25 protein-coding genes, 1 tRNA gene and 1 pseudogene are annotated in these 26,163 nt (G+C 54.6%); 8 read left to right on the top strand and 19 right to left on the bottom strand.

What is annotated here, in order from left to right; genetic code table 11:
• The first annotated feature begins 9 nt into the window (after positions 1-9).
• The 3 genes from HYU99_06660 to HYU99_06650 all read left to right on the top strand — a co-directional run bounded on the left by HYU99_06660 (position 10) and on the right by HYU99_06650 (position 3,167).
• A complete protein-coding gene (locus HYU99_06660; protein ID MBI2340025.1) occupies positions 10-771 on the top strand; it encodes a hypothetical protein in 762 nt (253 codons plus the stop codon).
• Complete coding sequence (gene mqnC, locus HYU99_06655) at positions 768-1,850, top strand: dehypoxanthine futalosine cyclase (GenBank protein MBI2340024.1); 1,083 nt, start codon at positions 768-770, stop codon at positions 1,848-1,850. Before HYU99_06660 ends, mqnC begins: the two co-directional genes overlap by 4 nt.
• A gap of 75 nt (positions 1,851-1,925) precedes the next feature.
• Positions 1,926-3,167, top strand: coding sequence for an amidohydrolase family protein (locus HYU99_06650; GenBank protein ID MBI2340023.1), 1,242 nt, complete (start codon positions 1,926-1,928; stop codon positions 3,165-3,167).
• Here HYU99_06650 and HYU99_06645 read toward each other — a convergent pair.
• The 4 genes from HYU99_06645 to ccsA all read right to left on the bottom strand — a co-directional run bounded on the left by HYU99_06645 (position 3,137) and on the right by ccsA (position 7,206).
• Positions 3,137-4,288 carry a PQQ-binding-like beta-propeller repeat protein gene (locus HYU99_06645; GenBank protein MBI2340022.1) on the bottom strand — a complete coding sequence of 384 codons (1,152 nt, stop codon included), beginning with the start codon at positions 4,286-4,288 and terminating at the stop codon, positions 3,137-3,139. The two genes, HYU99_06650 and HYU99_06645, sit on opposite strands and share 31 nt — an antisense overlap.
• An 8-nt stretch (positions 4,289-4,296) precedes the next feature.
• Complete coding sequence (locus tag HYU99_06640; GenBank protein MBI2340021.1) at positions 4,297-4,953, bottom strand: tetratricopeptide repeat protein; 657 nt, start codon at positions 4,951-4,953, stop codon at positions 4,297-4,299.
• Positions 4,954-5,133: 180 nt separating this feature from the next.
• Positions 5,134-6,396: a glutamyl-tRNA reductase gene (locus tag HYU99_06635; GenBank protein MBI2340020.1), complete on the bottom strand. Its 1,263-nt coding sequence runs from the start codon at positions 6,394-6,396 to the stop codon at positions 5,134-5,136.
• A gap of 3 nt (positions 6,397-6,399) precedes the next feature.
• Positions 6,400-7,206: a cytochrome c biogenesis protein CcsA gene (ccsA, locus tag HYU99_06630; protein MBI2340019.1), complete on the bottom strand. Its 807-nt coding sequence runs from the start codon at positions 7,204-7,206 to the stop codon at positions 6,400-6,402.
• Between the two features lie 88 nt (positions 7,207-7,294).
• On the opposite strand from ccsA, the gene trxA reads away from it, so the two are divergent.
• Positions 7,295-7,627 (top strand): thioredoxin, encoded by a 333-nt coding sequence (trxA, locus tag HYU99_06625; protein ID MBI2340018.1) that lies wholly within the window; start codon positions 7,295-7,297, stop codon positions 7,625-7,627.
• On the opposite strand, the gene HYU99_06620 is transcribed toward trxA, so the two are convergent.
• The 8 genes and pseudogenes from HYU99_06620 to pgsA all read right to left on the bottom strand — a co-directional run bounded on the left by HYU99_06620 (position 7,628) and on the right by pgsA (position 15,515).
• Positions 7,628-9,316 carry a M4 family metallopeptidase gene (locus HYU99_06620; protein MBI2340017.1) on the bottom strand — a complete coding sequence of 563 codons (1,689 nt, stop codon included), beginning with the start codon at positions 9,314-9,316 and terminating at the stop codon, positions 7,628-7,630.
• A gap of 7 nt (positions 9,317-9,323) precedes the next feature.
• Positions 9,324-10,667, bottom strand: a complete 1,344-nt coding sequence (locus HYU99_06615) for a DUF1015 domain-containing protein (protein MBI2340016.1) — start codon at positions 10,665-10,667, stop codon at positions 9,324-9,326.
• A complete protein-coding gene (locus HYU99_06610) occupies positions 10,664-11,248 on the bottom strand; it encodes a threonylcarbamoyl-AMP synthase (protein ID MBI2340015.1) in 585 nt (194 codons plus the stop codon). The genes HYU99_06615 and HYU99_06610 overlap by 4 nt, the downstream gene beginning before the upstream one ends.
• A 47-nt stretch (positions 11,249-11,295) precedes the next feature.
• A pseudogene (gene purD, locus HYU99_06605) lies at positions 11,296-13,091 on the bottom strand (phosphoribosylamine--glycine ligase).
• Between the two features lie 72 nt (positions 13,092-13,163).
• Complete coding sequence (locus HYU99_06600) at positions 13,164-13,316, bottom strand: hypothetical protein (protein ID MBI2340014.1); 153 nt, start codon at positions 13,314-13,316, stop codon at positions 13,164-13,166.
• Positions 13,317-13,423: 107 nt separating this feature from the next.
• A complete protein-coding gene (locus HYU99_06595; GenBank protein ID MBI2340013.1) occupies positions 13,424-14,122 on the bottom strand; it encodes a diguanylate cyclase in 699 nt (232 codons plus the stop codon).
• Positions 14,123-14,251: 129 nt separating this feature from the next.
• Positions 14,252-14,749: a dUTP diphosphatase gene (gene dut, locus HYU99_06590; GenBank protein MBI2340012.1), complete on the bottom strand. Its 498-nt coding sequence runs from the start codon at positions 14,747-14,749 to the stop codon at positions 14,252-14,254.
• A 181-nt stretch (positions 14,750-14,930) separates the two neighbouring features.
• A complete protein-coding gene (gene pgsA / locus HYU99_06585; protein MBI2340011.1) occupies positions 14,931-15,515 on the bottom strand; it encodes a CDP-diacylglycerol--glycerol-3-phosphate 3-phosphatidyltransferase in 585 nt (194 codons plus the stop codon).
• A gap of 61 nt (positions 15,516-15,576) precedes the next feature.
• On the opposite strand from pgsA, the gene nadB reads away from it, so the two are divergent.
• Complete coding sequence (gene nadB / locus HYU99_06580) at positions 15,577-17,223, top strand: L-aspartate oxidase (GenBank protein ID MBI2340010.1); 1,647 nt, start codon at positions 15,577-15,579, stop codon at positions 17,221-17,223.
• Between the two features lie 9 nt (positions 17,224-17,232).
• Here the strand turns inward: nadB and HYU99_06575 are convergent, their stop codons facing one another.
• From HYU99_06575 to dksA, 3 genes are all read right to left on the bottom strand, one after another.
• Positions 17,233-17,751: a hypothetical protein gene (locus HYU99_06575; GenBank protein MBI2340009.1), complete on the bottom strand. Its 519-nt coding sequence runs from the start codon at positions 17,749-17,751 to the stop codon at positions 17,233-17,235.
• 75 nt (positions 17,752-17,826) lie between these two features.
• Positions 17,827-18,378: an orotate phosphoribosyltransferase gene (gene pyrE / locus HYU99_06570; GenBank protein ID MBI2340008.1), complete on the bottom strand. Its 552-nt coding sequence runs from the start codon at positions 18,376-18,378 to the stop codon at positions 17,827-17,829.
• Positions 18,375-18,743 (bottom strand): RNA polymerase-binding protein DksA, encoded by a 369-nt coding sequence (dksA, locus tag HYU99_06565; protein ID MBI2340007.1) that lies wholly within the window; start codon positions 18,741-18,743, stop codon positions 18,375-18,377. Before dksA ends, pyrE begins: the two co-directional genes overlap by 4 nt.
• A 361-nt stretch (positions 18,744-19,104) precedes the next feature.
• Between dksA and HYU99_06560 the strand changes: the two genes are divergently transcribed.
• Together HYU99_06560 and HYU99_06555 are read left to right on the top strand one after the other, a co-directional pair.
• A complete protein-coding gene (locus tag HYU99_06560) occupies positions 19,105-19,410 on the top strand; it encodes a DUF721 domain-containing protein (protein MBI2340006.1) in 306 nt (101 codons plus the stop codon).
• A 174-nt stretch (positions 19,411-19,584) separates the two neighbouring features.
• Positions 19,585-20,529, top strand: a complete 945-nt coding sequence (locus tag HYU99_06555; GenBank protein MBI2340005.1) for a hypothetical protein — start codon at positions 19,585-19,587, stop codon at positions 20,527-20,529.
• 36 nt (positions 20,530-20,565) lie between these two features.
• Here the strand turns inward: HYU99_06555 and lipA are convergent, their stop codons facing one another.
• Together lipA and recG are read right to left on the bottom strand one after the other, a co-directional pair.
• Complete coding sequence (lipA, locus tag HYU99_06550) at positions 20,566-21,459, bottom strand: lipoyl synthase (protein ID MBI2340004.1); 894 nt, start codon at positions 21,457-21,459, stop codon at positions 20,566-20,568.
• 123 nt (positions 21,460-21,582) lie between these two features.
• A complete protein-coding gene (gene recG / locus HYU99_06545; GenBank protein MBI2340003.1) occupies positions 21,583-23,766 on the bottom strand; it encodes an ATP-dependent DNA helicase RecG in 2,184 nt (727 codons plus the stop codon).
• A gap of 71 nt (positions 23,767-23,837) precedes the next feature.
• Between recG and HYU99_06540 the strand changes: the two genes are divergently transcribed.
• Positions 23,838-23,911 (top strand) — tRNA-Pro (locus tag HYU99_06540).
• Here HYU99_06540 and HYU99_06535 read toward each other — a convergent pair.
• Together HYU99_06535 and HYU99_06530 are read right to left on the bottom strand one after the other, a co-directional pair.
• Positions 23,885-25,741 carry an amino acid permease gene (locus HYU99_06535; GenBank protein ID MBI2340002.1) on the bottom strand — a complete coding sequence of 619 codons (1,857 nt, stop codon included), beginning with the start codon at positions 25,739-25,741 and terminating at the stop codon, positions 23,885-23,887. The two genes, HYU99_06540 and HYU99_06535, sit on opposite strands and share 27 nt — an antisense overlap.
• 112 nt (positions 25,742-25,853) lie before the next feature.
• Positions 25,854-26,162, bottom strand: coding sequence for a hypothetical protein (locus HYU99_06530; GenBank protein ID MBI2340001.1), 309 nt, complete (start codon positions 26,160-26,162; stop codon positions 25,854-25,856).
• Between the last annotated feature and the right edge of the window lies 1 nt (position 26,163).

Here is a 26,163-nt window from a genome sequence, read left to right as displayed (position 1 = left end):
CGGTTACTCATGTTAAAAATTGGCGCCCCCCCTTACATTAACACTCTCCCTCTCGTTCGCTATCTGACGCAGACGGTGGTCTTTGGCGCCCCCAGGGAACTTGAGGAAAAAATGGGTGCAGGAGAATTGGATGTCGCCCTCCTTCCCATTTTCAGTTTTTTTAAAAATCCCTCGTGGCAGGCAGCGTATGAGGCGGGGGTGATTCAATCGTGCGGCCCCGTGGAAAGCGTCGCCCTCTTCTACCGCGAGAATCTGCGTCACCCATCGGGTATTAAATCTATAAAATATTCTGAAGAATCAGTAACATCTATAGCATTATTTAAAGTTATATATTCAGTTTTTTGGAAGCGTGATCTCATCCACCTCGATCCACGATCCACGCCTGCCCGCTGGCAGTTTGGAGGGATCCACGATTCACTCCTTTACATCGGCGACAAAGCCCTTTTCTTTAACGAACCGGGGTACAAACGTCTCGACCTGGGCGAGGAGTGGACCAAACAAACAGGACTTCCCTTCGTCTATGCCGCCTGGATTTCCCGAAAACCGCTCTCGCGGGAGATGCTTGGCGTTCTCATTGCGGCCAAGAATGAGGGACTGGCCAAAAGGGAGGAAATTGTCCGTAGTCTGCATGATCTTCCGCTTGACCGAACGAGATGCTATCTGACAAAGAGCATCCAATACGACATCACCCTCAAAAGCCTTGAGGGGATGGAGAAATTTCAGGATCTCTCTTTTGAGATCGGCTTATTGAAGGAAAAAAGGAAATTGTGAACCAGGTCTGTCACAAAATCGAATCCGGCCAGCGTATTTATCCCGCAGAGGCCCTCGAACTCGCCTTAAACGCCGATTTTCTCTTACTCGGCAGACGGGCTCGGGAAATCGCCCGGGGGAAAAACGGCAAAAAGGCCGCCTATCTCATTGACCGGAACATTAACTACACGAATGTCTGCACGGCGCGATGCAACTTTTGCGCCTTTTACCGTCCCACGACCCGGCACAAAGAATCGTACAATCTGACTTATGCCGAAATCGATCAAAAGATCGAAGAGGTGCTGGCGCTGGGAAGCCGCCGGATCCTCATGCAGGGAGGACTTCATCCGGACCACACCATCGACGACTATGTTCATCTGGTTTCCCATATCAAAAAAAAGCACCCCGTCATTCACATCCATGCCTTTTCGCCGCCGGAAATCCACCACGTCTCGACAAAGGCCGGCATTTCATACGAAGAATCCATCATGCGGCTCAAAGAGGCCGGTCTTGCCTCGATGCCGGGAGGTGGCGCTGAAATTTTGGTGGATGCCGTGCGTGATCAAATCATGACCGGAAAATGCAATTCGCAACAGTGGCTCGATATCATGGAGGCGCTCCACCGGATCGGCCTTCGCTCGAGCGCCACGATGATGATGGGGCATATCGAAACGTGGGAGGACCGGATCGAACACCTCGACAAACTTCGAACTCTGCAGGATAAAACCGGCGGGTTTATTTCGTTTGTCCCCTGGACTTTTCAGCCTGAAAATACCGCCCTGCATCCGCGGATTAAACGAAATTCGGATGTCAAACCGGCCACGCCGTACGAATATCTGCGGCTCCTCGCCCTCTCCCGTATTTACCTGGACAACTTTGACCACATCCAGGTTTCGCTTCTCACACAAGGGACAAAGGTCGCCCAGATCGGCCTTCACTTCGGCGCGGACGATCTGGGGAGTCTGTTGATCGAGGAAAATGTCGTCCGCCTCGCCGGCTGTCCGCAGGAGGTGGGATTAGAGAAAGAAAAAATGATTCGAATTATCCGCGAGGCGGGGCTGGAGCCCTACGAGAGGGATACGTTTTACAGCAGGGCCTAGGGGTTAGGGACTAGGGTCCAGGGTAACAACAGCAGAAACCCTAAACCCTAGTGGCTAAACCCTAGACCCATCCAGTTGTTCCTTAAATCCTCCCACATCATCCCCATCGAAGGGCCGAATTTGTCGCCGGGATATCTCTGCGTCCGTGACGGCGTGATTCATGCTGTTGGCGACGAGTTTGTCTTATCGATGCAGGAAAAGGGGGAGGATTTTATCGATCTGGGGAAGATGGTTCTTTTGCCGGGATTTGTGAACGCACATTGCCATTTGGAATTGACGGCGATCGGACCGATAAAGCCCCCCCCTCCCCCCTTTGACAAAGGGGGGGAAAGGGGGGATTTTTTTGTGAGCTGGATCAAAGAACTGGTCATCCGGAAAAACAGCCTGACTGAAGATGAAAAAATCGACGGCATCAAAAAGGGCATAGCCAGGCTGATGCACTCCGGTGTCACCTGTATCGGCGACCACATCAGCTTCAACACCCCGTTGGAAGCCATCGTTAAATCACCGCTGAAAGGCAGACTGTTTGGAGAAGTGCTGGGGGTGCTCCCCGAAGTGAGCGAAGACATTTATGCCACATTCAAAAACAGGCAAAAGGAATTCAGCCAATCCGCTTCACGTTTCACCCTTCACGCTTCCCCCCACTCCGTTCATGCCGTGGATCCCGATACGCTTCGCCGCGTATTAACGGAACAACCGGCCCCCCTCTCCTGCCATCTGGCGGAAAGCAAAACGGAAGAGGAATATTTCCGGACCGAAAAGGGGGTATTGGCCCGGTTTATCCGCGAAAGGAGGCATGACATAAGACACCAAGGAAAAAGCGGGCTCGACTACCTGGAAAAACAAAATCTGCCGCTTGAAAAACTGTTGATCGTTCATGGAAATTATCTGACGCCGGAAGATCTTGAGCGAATCAAAAAGCGCTCGCTTTCGATCGTCCACTGCCCCGGCTCGCATGAGTACTTTGGCCATGAATCTTTTCCTCTCGCTGAATATCTGGCCCAGGGGATCAACGTCGCACTCGGCACCGACAGCATTGCCGGCAACACCGATCTCGATTTTCTTAAGGAGTTGAGGCGCGTCCGCAAAAAATTTCCCGCGTTGACGGCGCTTCAGATTCTGAAAGCCGCAACGCTCAATGGGGCAAGGGCGTTGGGCCTTCAGGATGAAATCGGCTCGCTCGTCTCCGGCAAAAAGGCCGATATCATCGGTTTCCTTTTGTCAAAGAACATGAATCCCGAAGAGGCCCCCTTTCTGGCCAATTCCGTCGACTGGATGATGAGCGGTCAAAGAAGAGACGCGCTTTGCAGGGAATAAATTTTGCCGCTTCCGGAGAGAAGATAAGCACGCGAGGCTCCCAGGGATGGATTCCCCCAGACCCCGCCGGATATCGGAAGGGTTTGAAGGACCTTGCCGTCCTTTTTATCGAATACGTATCCCTTGCCGTTTTCGGCGCCGAGAAGGACATGATTGCCGATGACAACCGGCGCGGAGAGCGTCCCTGCGTCAAGAGCGACCTCCCAGCGGCGGACACCGCTTGATTTGTCGAAGGCAACCGCTTTTCCATCGGCCGAGGCGAGATAAAGAGTGGTTTCATCCGTAGCGATATCGGCGCCGCTTCGGATTTCCTTCTTCCACAGGACCTGACCGGAGCCCGGGGACAGCCGGACCAGAGCGCCGAAATAACCGACCACGTAGAGCGATCCGCCATCGACAAGAACCGCCGCGTCCACGTCCTTGAAAACGGGGTTTCCCTCCGCCAGATCGCGGCTCCAGACAAGCGACCCGCTTCCGGAAGACAGGGCAACCACCTGTCCGTCGGCAAAACCGATATAGAGGCGGTCTCCGCTCACAACCACCGGCGAACTGCCGCGCATGGTGAATTCATTTTCAAAACCCTTGATGGCGGCATTCCATTTTTCCGCCCCGCTTTCCGCATCAAGACCATAAACCTCACGGCTGGTGGTCACCACATAAAGGGAACCCCCTCGAAGGGCCGGCTGGGCCAGCACCTCGCCGCCGACAAAATATTCCCACCGTTTTGCCCCCGAAGAGGCGTCGAGCGCGTAGATGGTCCCCTTGTTGTTGCCGAAATAAACGGTCGCATCGTCGGCAATGGGCCGGGAGGCGATCGGGCCGTTGGACCGGTAAGTCCAGAGAATTTTGCCGTCCGATTCGCTGACGGCGTAAAAAATGGAGGAATGAGTCCCGGTGAACACCCTGCCGTTTGCGGAATACGGCGAGGCGGATTCGGGAAAGTGCCGTTTGGCCGAGGACCCGGTTTTGAGCGACCGGGTCCAGAGCGTGGAAAAAATTTTTCTGGCGCCGCCACCGCCAGTGGCGTTGCCGCCGCCAGTGGCGTTGCCACTTTTTGCCGTTGCGGCAACAGGCGCGAGAATAAAGAGGGCCAAAGCCCCGCAAAAAAAATTTTGTTTCATCGCATCCCTTAAGAAGACAAATTCAACAAAACGAGCTGACCTTCCACTTCCTTGCGCAAAAAAGGATCATCCGCCGTCAGATCGAGAATCTGCAAATAGACGTTCCTGGCCTCCTCTTTTTTGCCCTGGCTCTGCAAAATCCGCCCCTTGAGAAATTGAATCTCTCCCCCCATATCGCCCGATTGGCCTTCCGCTTCATCCAGATATTTCAACGCCTCTTCGGCCTTTCCCATCTGCCAGAGAAGCTCCGCCCTGCTGAAACGCAAAAGGGGGGCAAGGAGTGAAAACCCCGATTCGGAGGCAGAGGTCAATTCGCCGAGCGCCTCGTCGTTTTTTCCCCGCTTGAGGTATTGGTCAACCAGAAAAATCCTCGCCGTGGAGGCCAAAGGATACCGCCCGTACCCCTTGTAAATCTCCCGATATTTTTCCTCCTGACTCTCTTTGGCCTCCCCGGCCTGAAAAAAAAGGGCGTTCAGCCGGGACAGATTGCCTTCCTTTTTTTGTCCGACCATCAGATAACCCAAGCCCCCCAACAATCCGGCAACAATCGCGAGAAAGACAACTTTTTTGTATTGCCCCAGAAACCGGACGGCATGATCGACCGCCGAGACAAATTCGTCGGTTTTTTTGGCCTTTGTTTTCGGAAGAGACTTATAACGGGGCATTAAATTTGGGGCCCTTTCGGCCCGGTCGATGCTATTTTTACTCCGCAAATTCTCCGTTTCACTCCGAATTTGCTTCGCGCCTAAGCAAAGCTTAGGCTTGACTCGCGTCGTGGATTTCGGGCCTCAAATGGCCCCAAACCCCGCGCGAACCACGGGCAAAGCCCGATGGTTCGCTTCCTCTCATTCGTCATCCAACCGAAACAGCTTCTTTAAAATTTCGTGGACCCGGCTGTCGCGGCGCATGGAATCCTCCGATTTCAATATCAGCACCGGGTCGTGCAGAATTTTGTCGATGATCGCCTCGGTGCATTTTTCCATCGCCTTTCTGTCCGCTTCCGACAGATGGCCCAGACGGCTTAAACTGCAGTCCAGCTCGCGCCGGCGGATATAGTCGAACTTCTTTCCCAGCGCGGCGATGGTCGGCGTCTGGCGTACCACGGATTCATAAAATTGCGAAGCCTCTTTTTCAATCAGATCCTCCGCTTTCACCGCTTCCGCCAACCGGATCATCCGGTTCGAATCGACCACCCCCTGAAGATCGTCGATATTGTATAAATAGACATTGGGAAGCGAATGGATGGAGGGATCGAGATTGCGCGGGACCCCCAGGTCGATGAAAAAAATCGGCCGGTGTTTCCGAAGGCTCATCAATCCCGCCGTTTTTTCCTTCTTGAGAATCGGCTCCGGGGCCGAAACGGAGGCGATGACCACATCGGAGACCGCCAGCACCTCCTCCAGCCGATCCAGCGAATAGGCCCGGCCAAGCCCCATGGAGGCCAGCCCCTCGGCTTTTTCCAGGCTCCGGTTTAAAATGGAGACATCATAAACCCCTTCCGACTCCAGATACCCCAAAACCAGCTCGGCAATCTCCCCCGCCCCGATCAACGCCACCTTTTTTTTGGCCAGGTCGCCGAAAATTTTTTTGGCCAGCTCCACGGCGGCCGACCCGATGGAAACCTTCTTTTCCGAAATTTTGGTGTCGGTGCGGATTTTTTTGGCCACAAAAAAGGCGCGGTGCATCAGCCGATTCAAAAACAGTCCCGTCGTCCTTGCGGCCAGCGCCTTTTGATAGGCCTCTTTCACCTGCCCCGAAATCTGCGCCTCCCCCACGACCAACGAATCGAGGCTGGCGGCCACCCGAAAGACATGACGGACGGCGTCGAGTTCCCGGTATTCGTAGAGGCAGGGTTCGAGGGAATCGAGACGGAGATGGTTCAGATCGGCGACAAAATTTTTGATCTCGCGAGTACAGGTGGAGGCGTCCCGCGCCACGGCGTAGACCTCCATCCGGTTGCAGGTGGAGACAATCAGCCCCTCCGCCACCGGTTCAAGAGAGACAAGCTGTTTGAGCGCCGCGTCGAGACGGGAAGGCGTAACCGCGAGCTTCTCCCGCAACGATACGGGAGCTGTTTTATGATTCAGACCGACGACAATGTGCTCCATAACCTACATCCTCTGCACCCACGTGAGTAAAAAAATCACCGCCGCGAATCCGACGCTGGAAAGGAGAATTCCCCTCCTCCCCACCCATCCACGTGAGACGCGCAGATTCAAAAAGAGGGCAAAAAAGATCCAGGCCGCAAACGAGATCAGCTCTTTCAGACTGCCGGTGACATAGACCCCCACGATCGACTTGGACCATCCCCCGCCGGTGATGATCCCCACGGTGAAAAAAACAAACCCGATGTAGAGCGAGCGATAATGAACCAGATCCAGAATTTCCAGCGGGGGCAGTCGGTCGAAGAGCCCTCCTGTTTTCTTGTGTTTGATCCGGCGCTCCTGCACAAGGTAAATCAATCCGACGACAAAACTCACCATGAAGACGGCCGAGGCGATGAAGACAAAAACCAGATGGATAAAGGCCCACGGATTTTCCAGAAAATACCCGGGCGCCCGGTAGCGGACCAGCGCGGTGAGACTCAAGATGTTGAAGACCAGCCCCACCGGCAGAAGAATCAGCCCCGCCGCAAAAAAACGGTGCGAAAAACAGAGAAGGACAAAGGTCAGAACCACGCAGAGGCTCACCAGTTGGAGGCTCTCAAAGGGGCTGACAAGAAAAGGATATCCTTGAAGGAAAAAATGGCGGATGAGAAAAACGGCATGGATCAAAAGCCCCCCAATGGTCACCCGGAGGGCGATGGCCGAAAGAATTTTAGGGCCGAATATGGAACGAAGGCAATAGAGAAGGGTGGCCGCAATATAAACGGCCAAAACGACGAGAAAACCGCTGGAATAGCTGATTGTCGGCGGCATGCTATTTCTCTTTTTAATGGACTCGACGGGTTGCGTCAAGGCCAACAAAATTCTTGATTTTGGCAAAAAATCGTCGGATAAAAACAAAATGTCGGGACAACATGTAAAAACGGCGACCGATGACAATTTCGAGGCGGAGGTGCTTGGTTCATCCCTTCCGGCCCTTGTCGATTTCTGGGCGGTCTGGTGCGGCCCCTGCAAGGCGCTGGCCCCGGTGATTGACGATCTCGCCAATGAATTTCAGGGCAAAATAAATGTCTTCAAGCTGAATGTGGACGAAAACCCGGAAACCGCCGCCCGCTTCGGCATCCGCGGCATTCCCACCATTCTTCTTTTCAAGGGGGGAAAGGTTTTTCAGCAATCGGTCGGGGTTGTCCCCAGGGAATCGCTCAAGGAGATCATCCTTTCGGCGCTGGGCTGACTACCGCCCCAGCGAGCAACCCCCGCCGTTCGAAGAGGAGCCCCCCGCGGAAGCCCCGGAGCCGGAAGTTCCCCCGCCCGCCGTTCCGTCGTCTCCCACGTCAACTGGCGAATCTTCCACCTCATCCCCCGGTTCCGACGCCCCGGTGATCGTCGTCCCCCCGCTTTCCGCCTCCCCGCTTGTGCTGACGCATGGCTCCGTATCCATCTCAACGGCCTTGAGCGCCGATTCCACCTCGGCGCAATCGGCATCGGCGATACTGCCAGTCCCGATCAACTCCTCGCACGAGGCAACAAGCGCCTCATAGTCGTCCTGAAAATTGGAGACCTCGATCAGCTTGGTGGTAAGGGCCCGATAGTGAATCGCCTCCATCTTTTCCCTCCCGATGCCGGTGACCGTGACGCCGTTGAAACTCCCTCCCTCCGCCATCAAATAAGCCGCCTTGTTGGGGACCCCCGAGTTGATATGGATGCCGCCGTAATCGGTTTCGGCGGAGAGCGCATTCTCGCAGGAAAAAAGGGATGAAGAGACCCTGTCCGGCTGGCCATAGGCGGTCGGATCGGCCATGTCCCGGCTGGGCGTCGGATAATCGGCCTCTTCTCCAATGGACCAGTTGCCGTCGAGGCTGGAACCGAAGATATCCGAATACGACTCGTTCAAGGCCCCCGGTTCATAGGCCAGAAAAAGATTGCTTGAATTGTAGGTGACACCGTGCGTGTATTCATGGCCCAGCACATCCCGTGCCACCATGTTTTCACAAAAAACCAGCATATTCTCCGACCCAAGGGCATAGCTGTTGCCGCAACCGGCCGCCCCGGACCAGGCCCGGTACCCATCGTCATAGTGAACCGTCACCCCCAATTTCGCCCCGTTGTTGTCCCAGCCGTCCAACCCATGTTTGTCAAAAAAGTATTGATAAGCCTCTTTGGCATATCCGTAGGCTAAATCCGCCTCGGCATCGGCGCCGGCAGTGAAATCCCCCGTGATGACAAGATCGCCGGGGAGCAACCAGGCCGAATTCGCGTCGTAAACATCGGCGGAAAAGGCGCGGGCGACATAAGGATACCGAAACACAATCGACCCCGTGTGCGCGTCGAGATAAATTTTTTCATAAAGGGCCGGCTTATTCTTGACGACCCCTTTGATTGGAATCTCCCAGACCAGATGAACTCCCACGATCTTTCTGTTGAACAGAGAGCGGTCGAGTATTTTCAATGTGGGTTCTTTCAAGTCCAGACGGACAAAAGGGCGTTCCTTCATCAAAAGCCTTTTGAGAATTTTTCCCGCCTCGTCCGACGACAGTTTTGGCGTCACATCCACCGAAAGCCCGGGCGCAAAGCGCCCGCCGATCGATTTGAGTTCATTCGCCTCGTTTAAGCCCACGCGCAGTTGGGCGCCCAGCACGGGAACGCCCTGATAGATCTGCCGGTATTTCATCTGCCTGAAGCCAAGGCGGTCCGTTTTTTCTTCGATTGGCGTCAATTCGGTTTCGGGATCCTTCATGCCGAAGCTATCTTTGTATTCCCCCAGATACTTGATGGCAACGATTGCCGGGGCCTCATCCACAGCGGCCTTGTATAAAGTCGGTAGTGTCTTGCTACGGGCCGAAACCGAACCGGCAGGGCCGCTGGCAGGGCCAGTGCCGGCGCCAAAGATGAGACTCAAGAAGACGATGAACGCCCAAATCAAGCGCAAATCAAAACCCCAACCGTTCCTTCGGGTTCAGCGGATTGATCACCAGCCCCGAGGGGACTTTGGGGTAGAAATAAGTCGATTTTTGCGGCATCTTTTCGCCCGCCAGCGCGGCCGTCTCCATCTCCTCGATGCGCGTGGGATTAAGCAAAAAAGCGATTTCGCAATTTCCCCGCCGGGTCTCGTCGATGGCCTTTCGCGCGTCTTTCCAGTAAATGATGTTTTCCTGGCCGGCCTGGGCTTGGGGAGTAATGCGCAGGATCTCCTCGAACACCAGACGGTGCAAAACAGTAACATCCAGATCCACCAGCGACGGCGGCACCCTTGCCGCCACGGGCGAATGACGCCAGGCCCTCTTCTTCATGGCCAGAAGAAAAGATTTTTTGGGGTCGCGGGTGACGAGAACAAAGGCATGAGAATCCGCCCCCTCTTCCGCCAGGCGCGCGGTGACAGTGGCGGAGTCATCGCCAACCAGGGGCGTCACGGTGAAATGCTTCTGGAGCATGCGGATAAAATCGCCGAGCTCAAAATCGACCAGATGATGGAGGGCCCGGTGAATGGGGAGGATGATAAGCCCTTCGTCGTCACGGTTGGTGAAATACATGAGGACATAGTTGAACGGCTCCAGCCCTTCCCCGGGAGGAAAATTTCTCCGGCATTCATCGCGGTAGTTAAGCGCCGTTTCGTACCGATGGTGCCCGTCGGCGATAAAAACCGGCTTGTCCGAGACAAATTCCCCCACGAATTTGCAGACAATCGGATCGGTTTCGCGCCAGACCTGATGACGTTCCCCCTCCACCGTCGTAAAATCGAAAAGGGGTTGTCCCTCTTTTAAACGGGTGACAAGGTGATCGACCCTTTTCCCCGGATCGGAATAAAGGGTAAAAACGGGGGACAACTGGGCCTGGACCGCGCGGGTCAGCTTGAGCCGGTCGGCCTTGGGCCCTTCCAGCGTCTTTTCATGAGGTCTGACGCCCCCTTCCGAAAAATCCTCAATTCTGCGAACGCCGAAAAAGCCCTTGCGCGTCACCGGCCGGCTGTCGGGAAGGGACGGTGTCCCAAGAGTGAAAGTCTGGTGATGAAAATAAAACGCCGGCTTTGCGTCAGGGACGAGAACTTCCCCCTTCAGCCATTCCTGAAACGTCGCCTTCGCCGCCTCGTAACGGAGATCCCCCGGTTCGCGGGGCAGATCGACCCGGACAAAGTTGTAATCGCTCCGTTGATAGAAATCCCTCTGCATTTCGGGGTTGATCACGTCATACGGAGGGGTCACCACGCGGGAGATATCCCCCACTTTTTGAGGATTATAAGTGTACGCCCGAAAGGGAAAAACTTTGGGATCAGTCATAGGACAATTTCGCCTTCACGAATCACTTTAAGTTTCTTTCCGGATACATCTAAAATAGTTGATCCTTTCGATCTCTTTAATCTTCCGCCTGAAACAACGCCGTCGATTTTTTTCCCCAATTTTCTCCGGGCCGAAAGGCCACTTGTCGCCGGTTTTTGTCCGGACCGGTTGGCGCTGGTGGCGGTGATGGCGCCGCCCGAAAGCCGGGTCAGACGCCGGGCAACAGGGTTGGAGGAGATTCGAACGCCGATTTTTCCCGATCCTCCCGTGAGAAACTGGTTCACCCCCTTTCGCGCCTTAAACACGAGGGTCAATGGCCCCGGCCAGAAACGGCTGATCAATTTTTTCTCGCGGGGGCCGATCCCGCGGACCCATCGTTTGAGCTCTCGTTGCGAGTCGATCAAAATTGAAACCGGTTTTCCCTTTTCTCTCCCCTTTATTTCAAAAACTCGTCCTACCGCATCCGGATTATCCGCCCTGGCCGCCAGTCCATAAAATGTTTCGGTGGGATAGGCGACAATGCCCCCCTTTCTGACAATCCGAGCGGCCTGCGCCACGGTTAAGACTGGACATCTTCTCATATCAAATCCCCCCTCCCCCCCCTTTGGCAAAGGGGGGCCGGGGGGATTTACCCCCGCTCTTCCTGCAATTTTTTGTTCTTTTCCACCACCGCCGCTGTCGCCTTCTTTCGATATTCAATCAGACGTTTTCCCAAATTTTTGTCTTCAAGGGCCAGAAGTTGCACCGCCAAAAAACCGGCGTTTTTGGCCCCCGCCTTGCCGACCGCCACGCAGGCCACCGGAATCCCCGGCGGCATCTGGACGGTGGACAACAGGGCGTCCAGACCGTTCAACGAAGAACCTTCGAGCGGAACCCCGATGACCGGCAAAATCGTATGCGCCGCCATCGCCCCCGCCAGGTGATTGGCCATCCCCGCCCCGGCGATGATTATTTTGATCCCTTTTTTGGAGGCCTCCCTGGCGTATTCGGCCGCCAGTTCCGGCGTCCGGTGCGCCGAGAGAATTCGCGTCTCTGCGGAAATGCCGAATTCCTTTAAAATCTTTTCCGCCTCCTGCATGGACGGAAGATCCGAATCGCTCCCCATCACGATGGCAACTTGTGGAGTCATAATCCCCTCCTCCCAATATCTCTCCGATAATGCGCCCCCTCCCACGAAATAGCCGCACAAGCTTCATAGGCCCGATCCAGCGCCTTTTTCAAATCTTTCCCCCTCGCCGTCACCCCCAAAACCCGCCCGCCGTTGGTTAAAAAGCGCCCCTCTTCTTTGCGCGTTCCGGCGTGAAACACAAGGACATCCTTCATCTTCAAAACTTTTTCAAGACCGGAAATCGGCTTGCCACCAGGTGGCTTGCCGCCAGGCGGCTTCCCTTTCTCAAAAGAACCGGGATATCCGCCGGAGGCCATCACCACACAGCACGACGGCTCTTTTAAGAACCGGATCGGAAATTCCGAAAGCCCGCCGGATCCGGCCGCCTCCATCAGCTCCACCAGATCCGACTCCAGGCGAAAAAGAATCGCCTGCGCCTCCGGGTCGCCGAACCGGCAGTTGAATTCGATAAGATAAGGCTCGTCCTCCCGAATCATCAACCCGGCGTAGAGAATGCCGCGATAAGGGCGGTCTTCAACCGTCAATCCTCTCAAGGTCGGCTCGATGATTTTTTCGATCACCTTGCGGCGAACCTCCTTTGTGACAACTCCCGCGGGACTGATCGCCCCCATCCCCCCTGTGTTCGGCCCTTCGTCGTTATCAAAGACCCTTTTGTGATCCTGACACGATTCGAACGGAAGAAATTGCTCCCCATCGGCGACAACCATAAAAGTGGCCTCGATGCCCGGGAGAAATTCTTCCAAAATTATCTTTCTTCCCGCCGGCCCGAATTTCTCATGGACCAGCATATCCTCCACCACGCGGACGGCCTCCGCCTCGTCCCGCGCCACCACCACCCCCTTTCCCCCCGCCAGGCCGTCCGCCTTGACAACCACCGGGAACGAGGTTTGTTCGGAAAGCGCCTTTCGCACTTCTACCGGATCGCTGAAAATCCTGAATCCTGCCGTCGGGATCCCGTGTCTTAAGGCAAATTCCTTTGTGAAACATTTGGAAGATTCAAGAACGGCCGCCTTTTTGCGCGGGCCGAAGACCTTAAGCCCCCCCCTTTCAAATTCGTCCACAAGACCAAGGCTTAGGGGGAGTTCCGGACCGACCACCGTCAGATCGACGCCGTTGGATTTTGCAAAAACAGCCAAACCGGCGATGTCTTCCGAAGAAATATCCACACATTCGGCAAGTCCCGCAATGCCGGCGTTTCCGGGGGCGCACCAGATTTTTTTCACCTTTGGGCTTTGGGAAAGCTTCCAAACGATGGCATGCTCTCTGCCGCCTGAACCGATCACAAGAATTTTCATGGATTTTGAACGGTGTGGATATATTAAAGCGAAGCGGAAAAAACAAGCCTTTTAACGCTGAAAAGAGCTCGCCTACACCGTCACGATGTCTTCAATTTCCTCATCCTCTTCGGGAGGCGGATCGGAGATGGTGGTCTTTCTCTTGGCGATGATCTCCACCGAGACAACAGTCATTAAAAGAACCAACAAGCCCGCCCGAAGCAGTTGCATCAGAATGTTTTTCAAATATCACCTCGCACCTCAAGGATACCATGGCTTGAACTCCCCGCAAAGGCCCAAAAATCAATGGTTGGAAGCGATGCGTTAAAAAGATCAGGACTTGGCGCGACGCATCATTTGGGGGAAGAGGCGTCAAACAGGCCGCTTAAGGCGTGGCTGACCACCCCTTTCAAGTCCTCCCCGTGGGCGGGATAAGTGGCAAGGCCGTAATGGATGTGCGGCTTGATGACATCTTTGGAGCGGCCGATGGAAAATTCCTTTTGCATCATCTTTTTTTCGATCCTGCCGGCGACGCTTTTGAGCTGGTCGGAACCGGTCTCGGCAAGCAGAACGGCAAAGGTGTCGCGGTCGTAGGCAAAGACGCCGTCGTAGCTCCGGCAGGCCTTTTTTAAAAATTCGGCGATCTGGGTAAGGAGGTGATCCACCGCCGGGCGCCCAAAATCCTTGGTAATCAGCTCCAGCGGCTCCACCCGGACGAAAATAAGGGAGGCCGGATACCCCTTTCGGCGGGCCCTTTCCATCTCCTGCCCCGCAAGCCCCTCAAAACCCCGACGGTTCATCAAACCGGTGGCCAGGTCACGGGTGCTCATCCGCTCGAGCGTTTCCTCCTTAAGGCGGCTTTCGCGGAAAAAAGAAAAGATTCTCCAAAATAAAACCAGATAAAGGACAAAAAGGAACCCCCCCCAAAGACCAAACGGAAGAAGGCTGTCGGCAGTGCGATGGGTGAACGCAAAAAAACCCAACCCCGAAAAAAGGACAAGCCCAAACAGGCAAAAAAGGAGTTTAAGAAAGGTTCTTTGGCTCTTCCGCATATCCAATCCCTATGGTGAGCGAGCGTTCCGCCTCAGGCGGACGCGAGCGAACGGGGGGTAGGGTTCCCAAGCCGCGCCGCCGGTGGCGGATTAAGCGGCTTGGGAGCGGAATCAGTTTCCGCCCCCACCTCACTCGAACCGGTGGCGTTCGGTGGGGACCCCGGGCGCCAGCGGCAAAGCCCCCGATCCTGTAGATCCGAAACCGTTTTTTCCGCGCCCGCTTTCTTTAAGGTCGGCGACTTCAACAAGTTCCGCTCTCGCAACGGGCGCCACGATCATCTGCGCGATGCGGTCGCCCCGGTTGAGAACGACCGGTTCGTTCCCCAGATTGACGATAATCACGCAAATCTCGCCCCGGTAGTCGGCATCGATGGTCCCCGGCGAGTTGAGAAGCGTGATTCCCTGTCTCACGGCAAGCCCGCTTCGAGGCCTGATCTGCGCCTCGAAACCGGGCGGAAGCTCGATGGCCAGACCGGTGGGGACAAGGCGCCGCTCAAGGGGCTTGAGATGGATCGCCTCTTCGATATCGGCCATCAAATCCATCCCGGCGGCGTGTTCGCTCTGATATTCCGGGAGGGGGAGCGGATCGAGACTCTCGCGCACCCGTTTTACTTTTATGGAGATCATTTTTGTAACAATTCAGTCTCGGATGGATGCTTGAGGTTCCATCGGTGTGTTTGAGCGCAACCTTAGTGCCCATCGCCAACTGGTACAAGCCAAGAGAGAATCAACAATTCGAGTGGCGACAAATAGACCGCGAGTTCCGATGGAACCGAAAGCAGACACCGAGACGGAATTGTTACTCATTTTATTTCTTTGCTTCCAAAAACTTCACCACATACTGAACGCCGGATACAACATTAAAAAAGACGCCGACACCGACGCAAATCCAGCCGGCCGAATAGACACTGACGCCGAAAACCGGATAATACAGCAAAAGCCCCGAAAGCCCGAAATTCATCCAGGCGGTCTTCTGCTTTCCCAGTTCCGCCGCCGCAATGATGACCCCCTCGCCTGCCGCCACCGACCTCAAGCCGGTGATGAGAAATTCGCGGAACAGCAGGACCACGCAAAGCCAGGCGGGAAACCGCTCCATCGGAATCAGCATGATCATCACCGTCATGTGGATAAGCTTGTCGGCCATGGGGTCGATGAATTTTCCCATCGTGCTCACCTGGCCGTATTTTCTTGCCCAGTAGCCGTCAACGAGATCGAAAATCCCGGCGGCGATGAAGGGAATGGCGGAAAGGAGGGCAAAAAGACGGTTCTCGTCGTCGGAACGATGCGGTCCCTGAAGCAAAAGAAAAACCATGACGATCGGAATCGAGCCCATCCGCCCCAGAGACATCACGTTGGGAACGTTAAAGAGAATCTTGCGGTTGATGGGAGACATGACAAATATTTATGTTTGACGTTAACGAATCATGCCTCTAATGTCCAACGAAAACAAAAAAATGACAATAAAAACGGATGTCTTAATCATCGGAAGCGGAATTGCCGGTTTAAGCTCTGCGCTCAAGCTGGCCGATCGTTTTCGCGTCGCCGTTGTCACCAAGCGCGAGGCGATGGAGAGCAACACCCGTTATGCCCAGGGGGGAATCGCCTCCGTGATGTCTTCAGCCGACAATTTTGAATCGCACATGAAAGACACGCTGACCGCCGGCGCCGGATTGTGCCGCCGCAATGTCGTGGAAAAAATTATCGGCGACGGGCCCCGGCTGATCCGGGAACTCTTGAAATGGGGGGCCAAATTTTCCAAAAAGGACCGGAACGAATTCGACCTCGGCCGAGAGGGGGGGCACTCCCGGCGCCGTGTTCTTCATTCGGCCGACACCACCGGCGCCATGCTCGAATCGGCCCTCTTAAAGTCAGCCGCAAAAACCAAAAAAATCCGCCTCTTTGAATTTCACACCGCCATCGACCTCATCACAACCCGAAAAATAAACGGATGGGGCGCCGGCAACCGCTGTCTGGGGGCCTACGTGCTCGATACAAAAAGCGGAGAGATCAAGGTCTTTGAGGCGGGGGCGACCCTCCTGGCGACCGGCGGCGCCGGCAAGGCCTATCTTTACACCACCAATCCGGATATCGCCACCGGCGATGGGCTGGCCATGGCGTACCGGGCGGGGGCAGGCATGGCGAATCTCGAGTTTGTCCAGTTCCACCCGACCTGCCTCTACAACCCGGGCGCTTGGGCGCCGGTAACCGACAGGGTCGGCCGCCAGGCCGGCAGGGCCGGTGCCGCCGGAAAGGGAATCCCGAAAGAACGCATTTTCCTCATCTCCGAGGCCCTTCGCGGCGAAGGAGCGAAACTTCTCCTGGCCGACGGAGAGCGGTTCATGGAGAAATGCCACCCGATGAAGGAGCTGGCCCCGCGCGACGTCGTGGCGCGGGCGATCGACTCGGAGATGAAACGGACCGGCGCCCCCTATGTTTTGCTCGATATTTCCCACAAAAAAGGGGCCTTCATCAAAAAACGGTTTCCGCATATTTACGATACCTGCAAAAAATCGGGCTACGATCCGGCGCGCGGCCCCATCCCGGTCGTTCCGGCGGCCCACTATTTTTGCGGCGGCGTTGTCGTTGACGGGGAGGGAAAAACGGAGATCGGGTCGCTCTACGCAATCGGCGAGACCGCCTGCACCGGATTGCACGGGGCCAACCGGCTTGCCTCCAACTCGCTTTTGGAAGGGGTGGCAACGGCCGATTACGCGTCTCAAGCCATCATCCGGGACCTCCCAAAAACAAAAAAGACGGGCACGGCCATCCCGCCATGGGACCCCGGAAAGGCCGTGGATTCCAACGAGGCGGTCGTCATCACCCAAAACTGGGACGAGATCCGGCGCTTCATGTGGAATTATGTCGGCATCGTCCGCACCGACAAAATCCGGAATCTCAAGGAAGAAATCCGGGAATACTACTGGAATTTCAAGATCACCCGGGATCTGGTCGAACTGCGCAACCTAGCCGACGTGGCGGAGATGATCATCGACTGCGCCATGGCCCGAAAGGAATCGCGGGGGCTTCATTATAATCTCGATTATCCTGAACCGAAAGAATCGGAGAAAAAAGACACGGTGATTCGCCACACCCCTTTGTAAACACCTTTTTCACTTCCATACCAGTTTCGATGCGGCAAAAGGGCCATGGACCGAAAGGGTGTAAGGGGCTTCATCGTTGGCCGCTTCGGCGGGGAACCAGACGTAATAGCCGCGCGACCACGAATCGAGGTAGGGGTAAAAAAGCCTTTCCAGCGGATTGGGCCGGTTGACCTTTTCGAGCCTTAGCGGGGCAAAGTCGCGCCCGCCGGCCTGCAATCGGAGGTCCCATTTCGCGCGGGGATTGGCCAGATCGTCGAAATGGCGGTCGTAATTGTAAAACGCGACAAAAAAGAAAACCGCGCCGTCCTGTTTGCGGGTCAATTCGTTTAAAAAATCCTCCTGTTCCGAATCCGACAGATCGTAGAGCTCGCCGTATTTGAGCGCCTGGGCGTTCAATATTCTGTCGTTGAGCATGGTTGCGTGCCAGAGGACTTCGGCATGAAAATCCTTGGCCCGATAGACCGAATCGGATCGCGTCCATTTCTTGAGAACCTTTTTATAGGAAAGGGATCCCCCAAGAGCCGTCAATGGAGCAATGAGGCAACAGACCAATATAATGAAATACCCTGGTTTTGAATTTTGCACTTTAAACTTTGAACTTTGCTAACTCAAAAGCTCGCTTTTCGTAAACAACACTTTCAGTTCGTATCCCGCCTTTTCAATCGCCTCGCGCCCCCCCTCCTCGCGGTCGATGACGGCAAAAATACCGGCGACTTCAAGGCCGGCTTCAAGGGCCCTTTGGGCGGCCTCCAGAGAACTTTTTCCGGTGGTGATCACATCTTCCAGCAGAACCACCCGCATGCCGGGGCGCAAATTTTTAAATCCCTCGATCCAGTTCAAGGTCCCATGTTTTTTGGGCTCCTTGCGGATGATGAAAGCGGGAAGCGGTTTTTTTCTCAAATGGCTGACAAGGGCAACTGACGTGACCAGCGGGTCAGCCCCCAGGGTAGGCCCCCCCACCGCCTCAACCGGCGGATTCTCCTTTTGGATTCTTTCAAAGAACAGTTCTCCCAACAACCGCGCCCCCTCCGGATTCAACGCCGTCTGTCTGGCGTCAAAATAAAAATCGCTTTTCCGGCCGGAGGCGAGTGTGACCTCTTTTTGCTCGTAGGAAAGTTTTAAAAGAAGTTCCTTAAGGCGTTCGCGCGGATTCATGACTCGGCGTACGACCTTTCCACCCTTTCCTGTTCCTCCTTGCACTTGATGCACAAATCGGTCACGGGGCGGGCCAAAAGGCGCTTGGCGCCGATTTCTTCGCCGCAACTTTCGCAGATTCCGTATTCGCCCGCCTCGATTTTCTGGATGGCCTTGTCCACCTTGCGGAGCAGAACCCTTTCGCGGTCGCGGAGCCTCAAGTTCATCGACTGGTCGGCCTCGGAGGCGGCCAGATCGACCTCGTCCGGCAGATCGTCGGGGTCGAACACCATCCCCTTCTCCTTGGTCGATTCGGCCTGGGTCAGGATATCCTGACGGCGTTCTTCTAAAAGTTCCCTGAATTTTTTGAGTTCTTTTTTATTCATAACCCCCCCTACTCGATGAATCGCGAACAGTAATGATAGGCCCGAAATACATTGATCTTCAAGTTTTTTTTTGGCACCCTTGTAACAATTCAGTCTCGGGTGAATGTCTTTTGGGTTTTGTCGGCTGTTTGAGCGCAACCTATTAAATCGGGGGCTTTGCCGCTGGCGCCCCCGCGCCCCCCGTTCGCTCGCGCGGAATAAATCCGTCGCTCGCTCACTAGCGAGCAAAGCGAGCGAGAGGGGGAGGCTCCATCCGGCTTTGCCGGTGGAGGGGGCGACGCGAGCCCCTGTGATAACCCGCGAGTTCCGATGGAACCGAAAGCAGACACCGAGACTGAATTGTTACGTATCCTTATTCTCAATGACCTCAAAAAAACCGGATTTTCAGCGGGTTGATTCGATTCTTGCGGGGACCTTGAAGGGCCTCAACCTCGAGGAAAAATTCAGGGTCTATCCCGTCTGGAAAAAATGGACGGAAATTGTCGGCGAAACCGTCTCAAGCCGGGCCCAACCCGATTATGTGACGGGCCAGACCCTTGTGGTTTCGGTAACCCATCCTGTCTGGATGAACGAACTCGAACTGCAAAAGGAGATTCTCCTCTCAAAAATCAACGCACTCGACCTTGCCACGCCCATCGGCGATATCCGCTTCCGGCTCCGAAAATAAAAAACAGGGAGAAAATCCGATTTTACCATGGAAGCGTGCGGGCAACCGGACGGTTACGTGGACAATGACGATGACTGCAACGATGCCAGTTCTGCCACCCATCCCTACGGTGGAAAAAGGGGACAGGCACATAATATTGACATTTGGGAGAAGAGTCGTTATTAAGACCTACCTATGGCCCGGTTGCCACGTTCTTGGACCTCAGAACTGTCTGGTTCCTTTCACATTATCTCACGTGTTGCGGGAGGGGAACGTATCTTCGGTGACGAGGAAAAAGAATATTTCCTCCTGCTTCTGGAAAAACTTTCAAAGGGCTTTTTTGTAGACGTTCATTCATTCTGTATTTTGGACAACCACTTTCATATCCTGGCCACAGAGCGCGACCAGCAGGTCCGGAAGGCTTCGAAACGCGAACTCATAAGACGGTACCAGGAGATATTTGGCAAAGAAAGTCAGCCTCCTCCGGGGTCCTATGAACGAGACGGTACTGTACTTCCCGATGAAGACGATGGCCTCGAGCGGTTGAGAAGCCGCCTCGGGTCGATCTCTCGGTTCACTCAGGAACTGAAGCAGGGATTGAGTCGCTGGTATAACAAGCGTTCAAAGAGGCGAGGTTACTTGTGGGCGGAACGGTTCAAGGGGGTAATCGTCGGCAAGGGGGAGGCCCAACTCGTCTGTAGCGCCTATATTGATTTGAACCCCATACGAGCGGGGATTGTGAAATGGCCGGAGGATTATCGATGGAGCAGTATCGGTTTGATGTCACGCGATCCGAAGAGGGCTAGGAGACTATTAAGCCCCCTGTCGCCCGAACGTGTCACAGGCGAGGGAGGAGGGTATTCATTGTATCGTCTCTTTGTTTATGAAGCCGGGGGAATCAAGAAGGACAACCGAGCGGCGATCTCTGAGAAGAAGGTTCAGGAGGTGAGGAGGTTATTGGGCCGACTCGGTTTGGGCGACCAGCTTCGATATCGGATGAGGAATCTTACCGAGGGCCACGCGATAGGGAGCAGGGAACTCATTGAACAGGTTCAGGGAAAGAACAGGCGCAGGCATATAAAGCCACGGAATCTTACGGAGGGAGAGAGCCTGTTTACGACGCGGGTGCTGAAATTATAAATTATGTGCCTGTCCCCTTTTCTTAAAAGAAAACGACTATTTTAGGAGATTATAAGGTGGTGGGGTGGTGGAGGAGCCCTTCGACTCACGCGCCGCTTTTAAAAAATTCTCCGCCATATATGATGAACGGACAAAGGGACCGGAAAAGACCGCCCGAAAGCCGATTTCTTCTCCTATTTGTTTGAAGGTGTTGAAACGGTCAGGATGAATGTACTCGACAACCGGCAGATGTTTGGGGGTCGGTTGGAGATATTGCCCCAAAGTGAGTAGATCGCATCCGCTTTCAACCAGATCTCTCATCGCGCCGATCACCTCTTCCTCTTCCTCCCCCAATCCCAGCATCAGGCCCGATTTGGTGAATTGACGGGGAAAATTTTTTTTCACATGGGAAATAACCGAAAGAGAGCGGGCATACTTGGAGGCAGAGCGAACCCGGGGGGTGAGCCTTTGAACGGTTTCGAGATTGTGATTGTAAATTTCCGGCCCCGTCCCGGCGACTTGAGAAATCAGTTCCCCCTTCCCCTGAAAATCGGGGGTCAGCACTTCGACAATCATTCCCGGATTTTCTCTTCGGATCTGCCGGACGGTCTCCGCAAAATGTCCCGCCCCCAAATCGGGGAGATCGTCGCGATCCACCGAAGTGATGACCAGATGCTTCAAGCCAAGCGAGGAGGCCCAGTGGGCGACGCGGCGGGGGTCGGCCGGATCAAGCGATTTTGGCCTCCCGGTCGCCACCGCGCAGAATTTGCAGGCCCGCGTGCAAACCTCCCCCATGATCATGATGGTGGCGATTCCCCGGGCGAAGCACTCGGAGATGTTGGGGCACCGGGCTTCCTCACAGACCGTGTGAAGGTTTAAGGCACGGAGTTTTTTCTGCATCGGCTGAAGGGCGGTGAGCGATAATTTTTTTTTGAGCCAGGGGGGTTTCATATCGGAAATGTCAAATGTCAAAGTTCAAATTTCAAAGGAAACTCCAAAAAAAACAATTTCAACAAATTTTATAATTTGTTTTTTCTATTTGTTTTTTCCTTTGACATTTGGAATTTGACATTATCACGAGACGTCAGCAAGCTCCAATTTTCCCTCCCACCTCTGCGCCAGAATTTTTTTGAGGAGCCGATGTTCGTCCTTCTCCAATCCAGGATCCTCTTCAATGATTTGAAACGCCCTCTTCCGTGCGGCATTCAGCAGATGACCGTCACGAATCAAATGCGCCAGACGAAATTCCGGCAGGCCTGACTGCCGTGTCCCCAGATAATCGCCCGGGCCGCGGATTTTCAAATCTTCTTCGGCGATTTTGAATCCGTCGTTGGTCTCTTCCATCGCCTTGAGGCGATAGCGGGTCTCCTCCGACTGGGCGTAGCCGGCTATCAACAGGCAATACGATTGCTCTCCCCCGCGTCCCACCCGTCCACGGAGCTGATGCAATTGCGAAAGTCCAAACCGCTCCGCATGCTCGACCACCATCACCGTGGCATTCGGAACATCGACCCCCACCTCGATAACCGTTGTTGAAACCAGAATTTGCACCTCGTTCTTTTTGAATCGATCCATGATCCCCTCTTTTTCCGCCGGATTCATCCGCCCATGGAGAAGCCCGACCGTATGATCTGAAAAAACGGCCTTCAAAGATTCCGCCATCTCGACGGCATTTTTCAGATCCACCTTTTCACTCTCTTCAATCAACGGGTAGACAAAATAGACCTGCCCCCCGCATTCCAGTTCGCGGCGGATCAGATCGTAGGCGCGAGGCCGCATCTTTTCGTTGAAAAGATAAGTCGTGATCGGCTTTCGCCCGGAGGGCAGTTCGTCGATGATGGAAATATCCAGATCGCCGTAGACGCTCATGGCGAGCGTCCTCGGAATCGGCGTCGCCGTCATCACGAGAATATGAGGAGAAAAATCGCCCCTCCCTTTTCCTTTTAACGCGGCCCTCTGCCTTACCCCAAACCGATGTTGCTCATCGATCACGATAAATCCGAGACGATGAAATTCAACCCCCTCCTGAATCAGGGCATGGGTTCCAAAAATAATCCGGATTCTGCCGGAGGCCAACTCCTTCAATATCTCCTCACGCTCCCCTTTCGGCGTCGAGCCCATCAACAGGGCGATCCTGACATCCAAGGGATCGGCGACCTTTTTTAAATTGACATAGTGCTGCCCGGCGAGAATCTCGGTGGGGGCCATGAGGACCGACTGATAGCCGTTCTCACAGGCAACCAGAGAGGCCAAAAAAGCGACCAGCGTTTTCCCGCACCCGACATCCCCCTGCAAAAGACGGTTCATCGGTTCCGGTTTTAAAAAGTCGGCCTCGATTTCACCCAAAACCCGCATCTGCGCGTTGGTCAGATCAAAAGGAATCAGCCCGAGGGCCCCGACTTTAAGGGTTTTCGACGGGGCGAACAAAATCCCCTTTTCTTTCTTATACCCCTGTTTTTTCAACCCCAACCCCAGTTGAAGAAAAAAAAGTTCGTCGTAGATCACCCGCTGATGCCAGAGGCTCTGCTGATTATTGAGAGCCGAAATATCGGCGTCCGTCGGCGGCCGGTGAATTTTTTCGATCGATTCTTTCAGGCTCATGGGCGTTTTTCCCTCGGCACGCACCGTAAGCGGCGTTTCTTCGAGATAATCAAGGTAGCCGTCGAGGGCGTTAAAAACAATCTTCCGGATCGTTTTCTGGTAAAGCCCCTCGGTGAGCGGATAGACAGGGATCATCATGGGGGCAGGCAAAGCCCCCTCCACCGGCAAAGCCGGATGGAGCCTCCCCCTCTCGCTCGCTTTGCTCGCTGTTTCATCTTCATCCCATTCTTCGATGTCAGGATGGACAAACTGTTTTTGAGCCCCGAAAAACTGGCATTCGCCGAAGATCAGCAGTTTTTTCCCCGCCGGATATTTTTTTTGAAGGTATTTTTCGTTGAAATGGAACCAGACGACCAGCGCCACGCCGGTATCATCGGAGATCACCATTTCACAAATTTTTCTTTGCCTCCGCCCCATGGTACGGGTACCCATGCCGACCACCTGACCGACAATGCACTTTTCTTTTCCCGGTTGAAGTTTGCGGATGGAATCGATCTTGCTTCGGTCGAGGTAGCGGAGGGGAAAATAATAAAAGAGGTCGGAAACCTGGCTTACCCCTTTTTTGGCCAAGAGGGAGCTGATGTAGGGGCCGACCCCTTTGACGTATTGCACCGGGGTTTGGAGGGGATCGCGCCCGGAAGCCTTTACCGGAAGCATGGTTTACGGATATATTAAATGAATCTTGCTTGCAATCCGGGAAATGAATCAGTAGAAATGCCGCTAAATTACGGGGCGTGGCGCAGCCCGGTAGCGCACTCGCTTGGGGTGCGAGTGGTCACCGGTTCAAATCCGGTCGCCCCGACATCGACTTGAACCTTTCAATCCGGAAATTCAGACCCGGAAAAAGCCGCGGCAGACGCATCAGCTGGAACATCATGACGCCGATGGAAAGGCGGTCGTACCAGGAGGACGTGGGCCAGCCGAAATGGACGGTGATGTTCAAGTGCGGCGCCTCGTAGACCAAAAGGTCAAGAACGGCCACGGTGTTCTGATAGATGCTTGCCCGCTTGAACGGGATTCGAAAATGGTTGGCGCCGACACGCGGCGGAATCTTCTGGCGGGGGGAATAAAAGGTGATAAACACCGTGGTATCGTAGGCCTTTTCCTGCGGGGTATCGAACGGCCGCTTGAAATAAAGATGCACATTTTTCTGCTTCGATTCGCCCAGAAAAAGGAGGACATCCATCGGCGTCTCGCCCCGTTCGATTTCCACCAGTTCCGGCGCCCGCTTGCGCGTCCCCAAAATGCCCACAGCCAGTGAGACAACGGTCACTCCCAGCCACAGGAAAAATCCGGCCGGCTTGTGCCAGGAAAGATACACAAAACAGGAAAGCATCACGACAAAGAAAAGAAAGGTCCCAACGCGGCTGACGTTGTAGAGCCGGACCTCTTTTGTCCCCTTGATGTAACGATACAGCAACAGCGAGGCGAGATTGATGACGAATGTGGCCACCAGGCCCACGGCGTACATTCCCGCCAGAGTCGCCTGTTTCCCCTGGGTAAAAAAGATGACGGCGGAATAAAAAACCGCATTCATCAGGTGGACACGGTAAAGCGAGGCGTGACGGTTGGTTCTGATAATGCCGAAAAAACCGTAGCGATGCGCCACCCTTTCGATTAATTCACTGGTGGCCACAAAGGCGGTGTTGACCGCCATCAACAGGGTGACGCCGGCGGTCATGGCCACGACCGCCGAAAACCAGCCGCCGCCGATCATCGAGGCATAATGGGTGATCAGATCGGTCTCATGCGCCGCGAAGTCGATCCGGCCGTTGGAGAGAACCAGAAGGGAGACTACCGGCGTGACAATGCCGACCGTTAAACCCAGAAAAATATAGGCCCGGCTCACCGTTTTCCAGTTGCGGACAAGACTTGCCGTCTGCATGACCGACTCGACGCCGGAATAGGCCAGAATACAACTGGAGGCGGAAGCGATAAAAAAGGTGAAGCTGTGGAGAAAATTCTGCGACCGGAAACGGGAAAAAGTCTCGCCGATTCCCGAACCGATGACCGTCATATTTTCCGGAGACAGATCCAGCACCCCCAGCGCAATCAGGTTGACAAACACCAGCGCGGTGGCCAGAAAGATGCCGAAGGTGGCACGGGCATTGGCGCGGATGCCCATGATGTTCAAGCCCGCCACACCCCAGACCAGCAAAAGCGCGGCGACAAGCTTTCCCCCCGATGTCATGCCGAAAAGCGACGCGGCGTTCTCCACCGCGCTGACCGCCGAGATGCAGGCAGTCAGCACGTAATCGACCATGATCGATGAAACCGCGACAAAGGAGATGACCGGCCCCAGCACCAGATACGAAAAATTGTAAACACCCCCGCCTTTCAGGCTGTGGGCGTCCAGAATTTCGGCGATCTCCACCATCCGGGTGGTCATGTAGTGGATAAAGAGCGACATGAACGGCAGGAAAAAAAGCGCATACAGGCCGATAAAACGCCAAGCCTCCGCCGGGGCGTAAAAAACGCTTGTCAATTCGTCCATCAGCGTGATGACCCCGATGGCCAGCCAGGTGAGGTAGAGCTTGCCGCCGCGGAACTGGAGAAGGAGTTTGGGGCGCAGGAAAAGAAAAATGGCGCCGCCGATCAGGACGAGGTTTATGATGACAAGAAGGGGGGGCATAAAAGAAGGGACATTATCTTTCGATTACGGGCCGGTTGTCAAAAAAATTCCCCACGGATGGGGGAACTCCGTTCCGCCGGCGTCACAGAGTTCCCACATCCGGTGTTACGCTTTACTGCTTCTTGTAGAGGTGATACTCGTACGGCTGGAGCATAAAATCGCCGTTGGCGTCGAACTTTTTCCGTTTTTTGGATGACGCCAGCGGCCAGCCGAAATGTTGTTGGGTTGTTATCAGGCTCCGTTCATAAACGCTTAACACCTTATCCTTGTTCAAATCGAAAAAACGTTCGAGGCGCCGTTGGCTGTAGGTGAATTTTTTCATCTTCGTCGGCCAGGCATCTTCTTCAGAGAAAACGGGAACACTCCAAAGCAAAAGAAGCCCGGTTAAAAGAACTTGAATCTGAAGCGGTACCGGTTTCATA

This window comes from Deltaproteobacteria bacterium (genome assembly GCA_016183175.1).
Lineage (GTDB): Bacteria > UBA10199 > UBA10199 > UBA10199 > SBBF01 > JACPFC01.
This window is presented reverse-complemented; position numbering and strand designations above follow the sequence as displayed.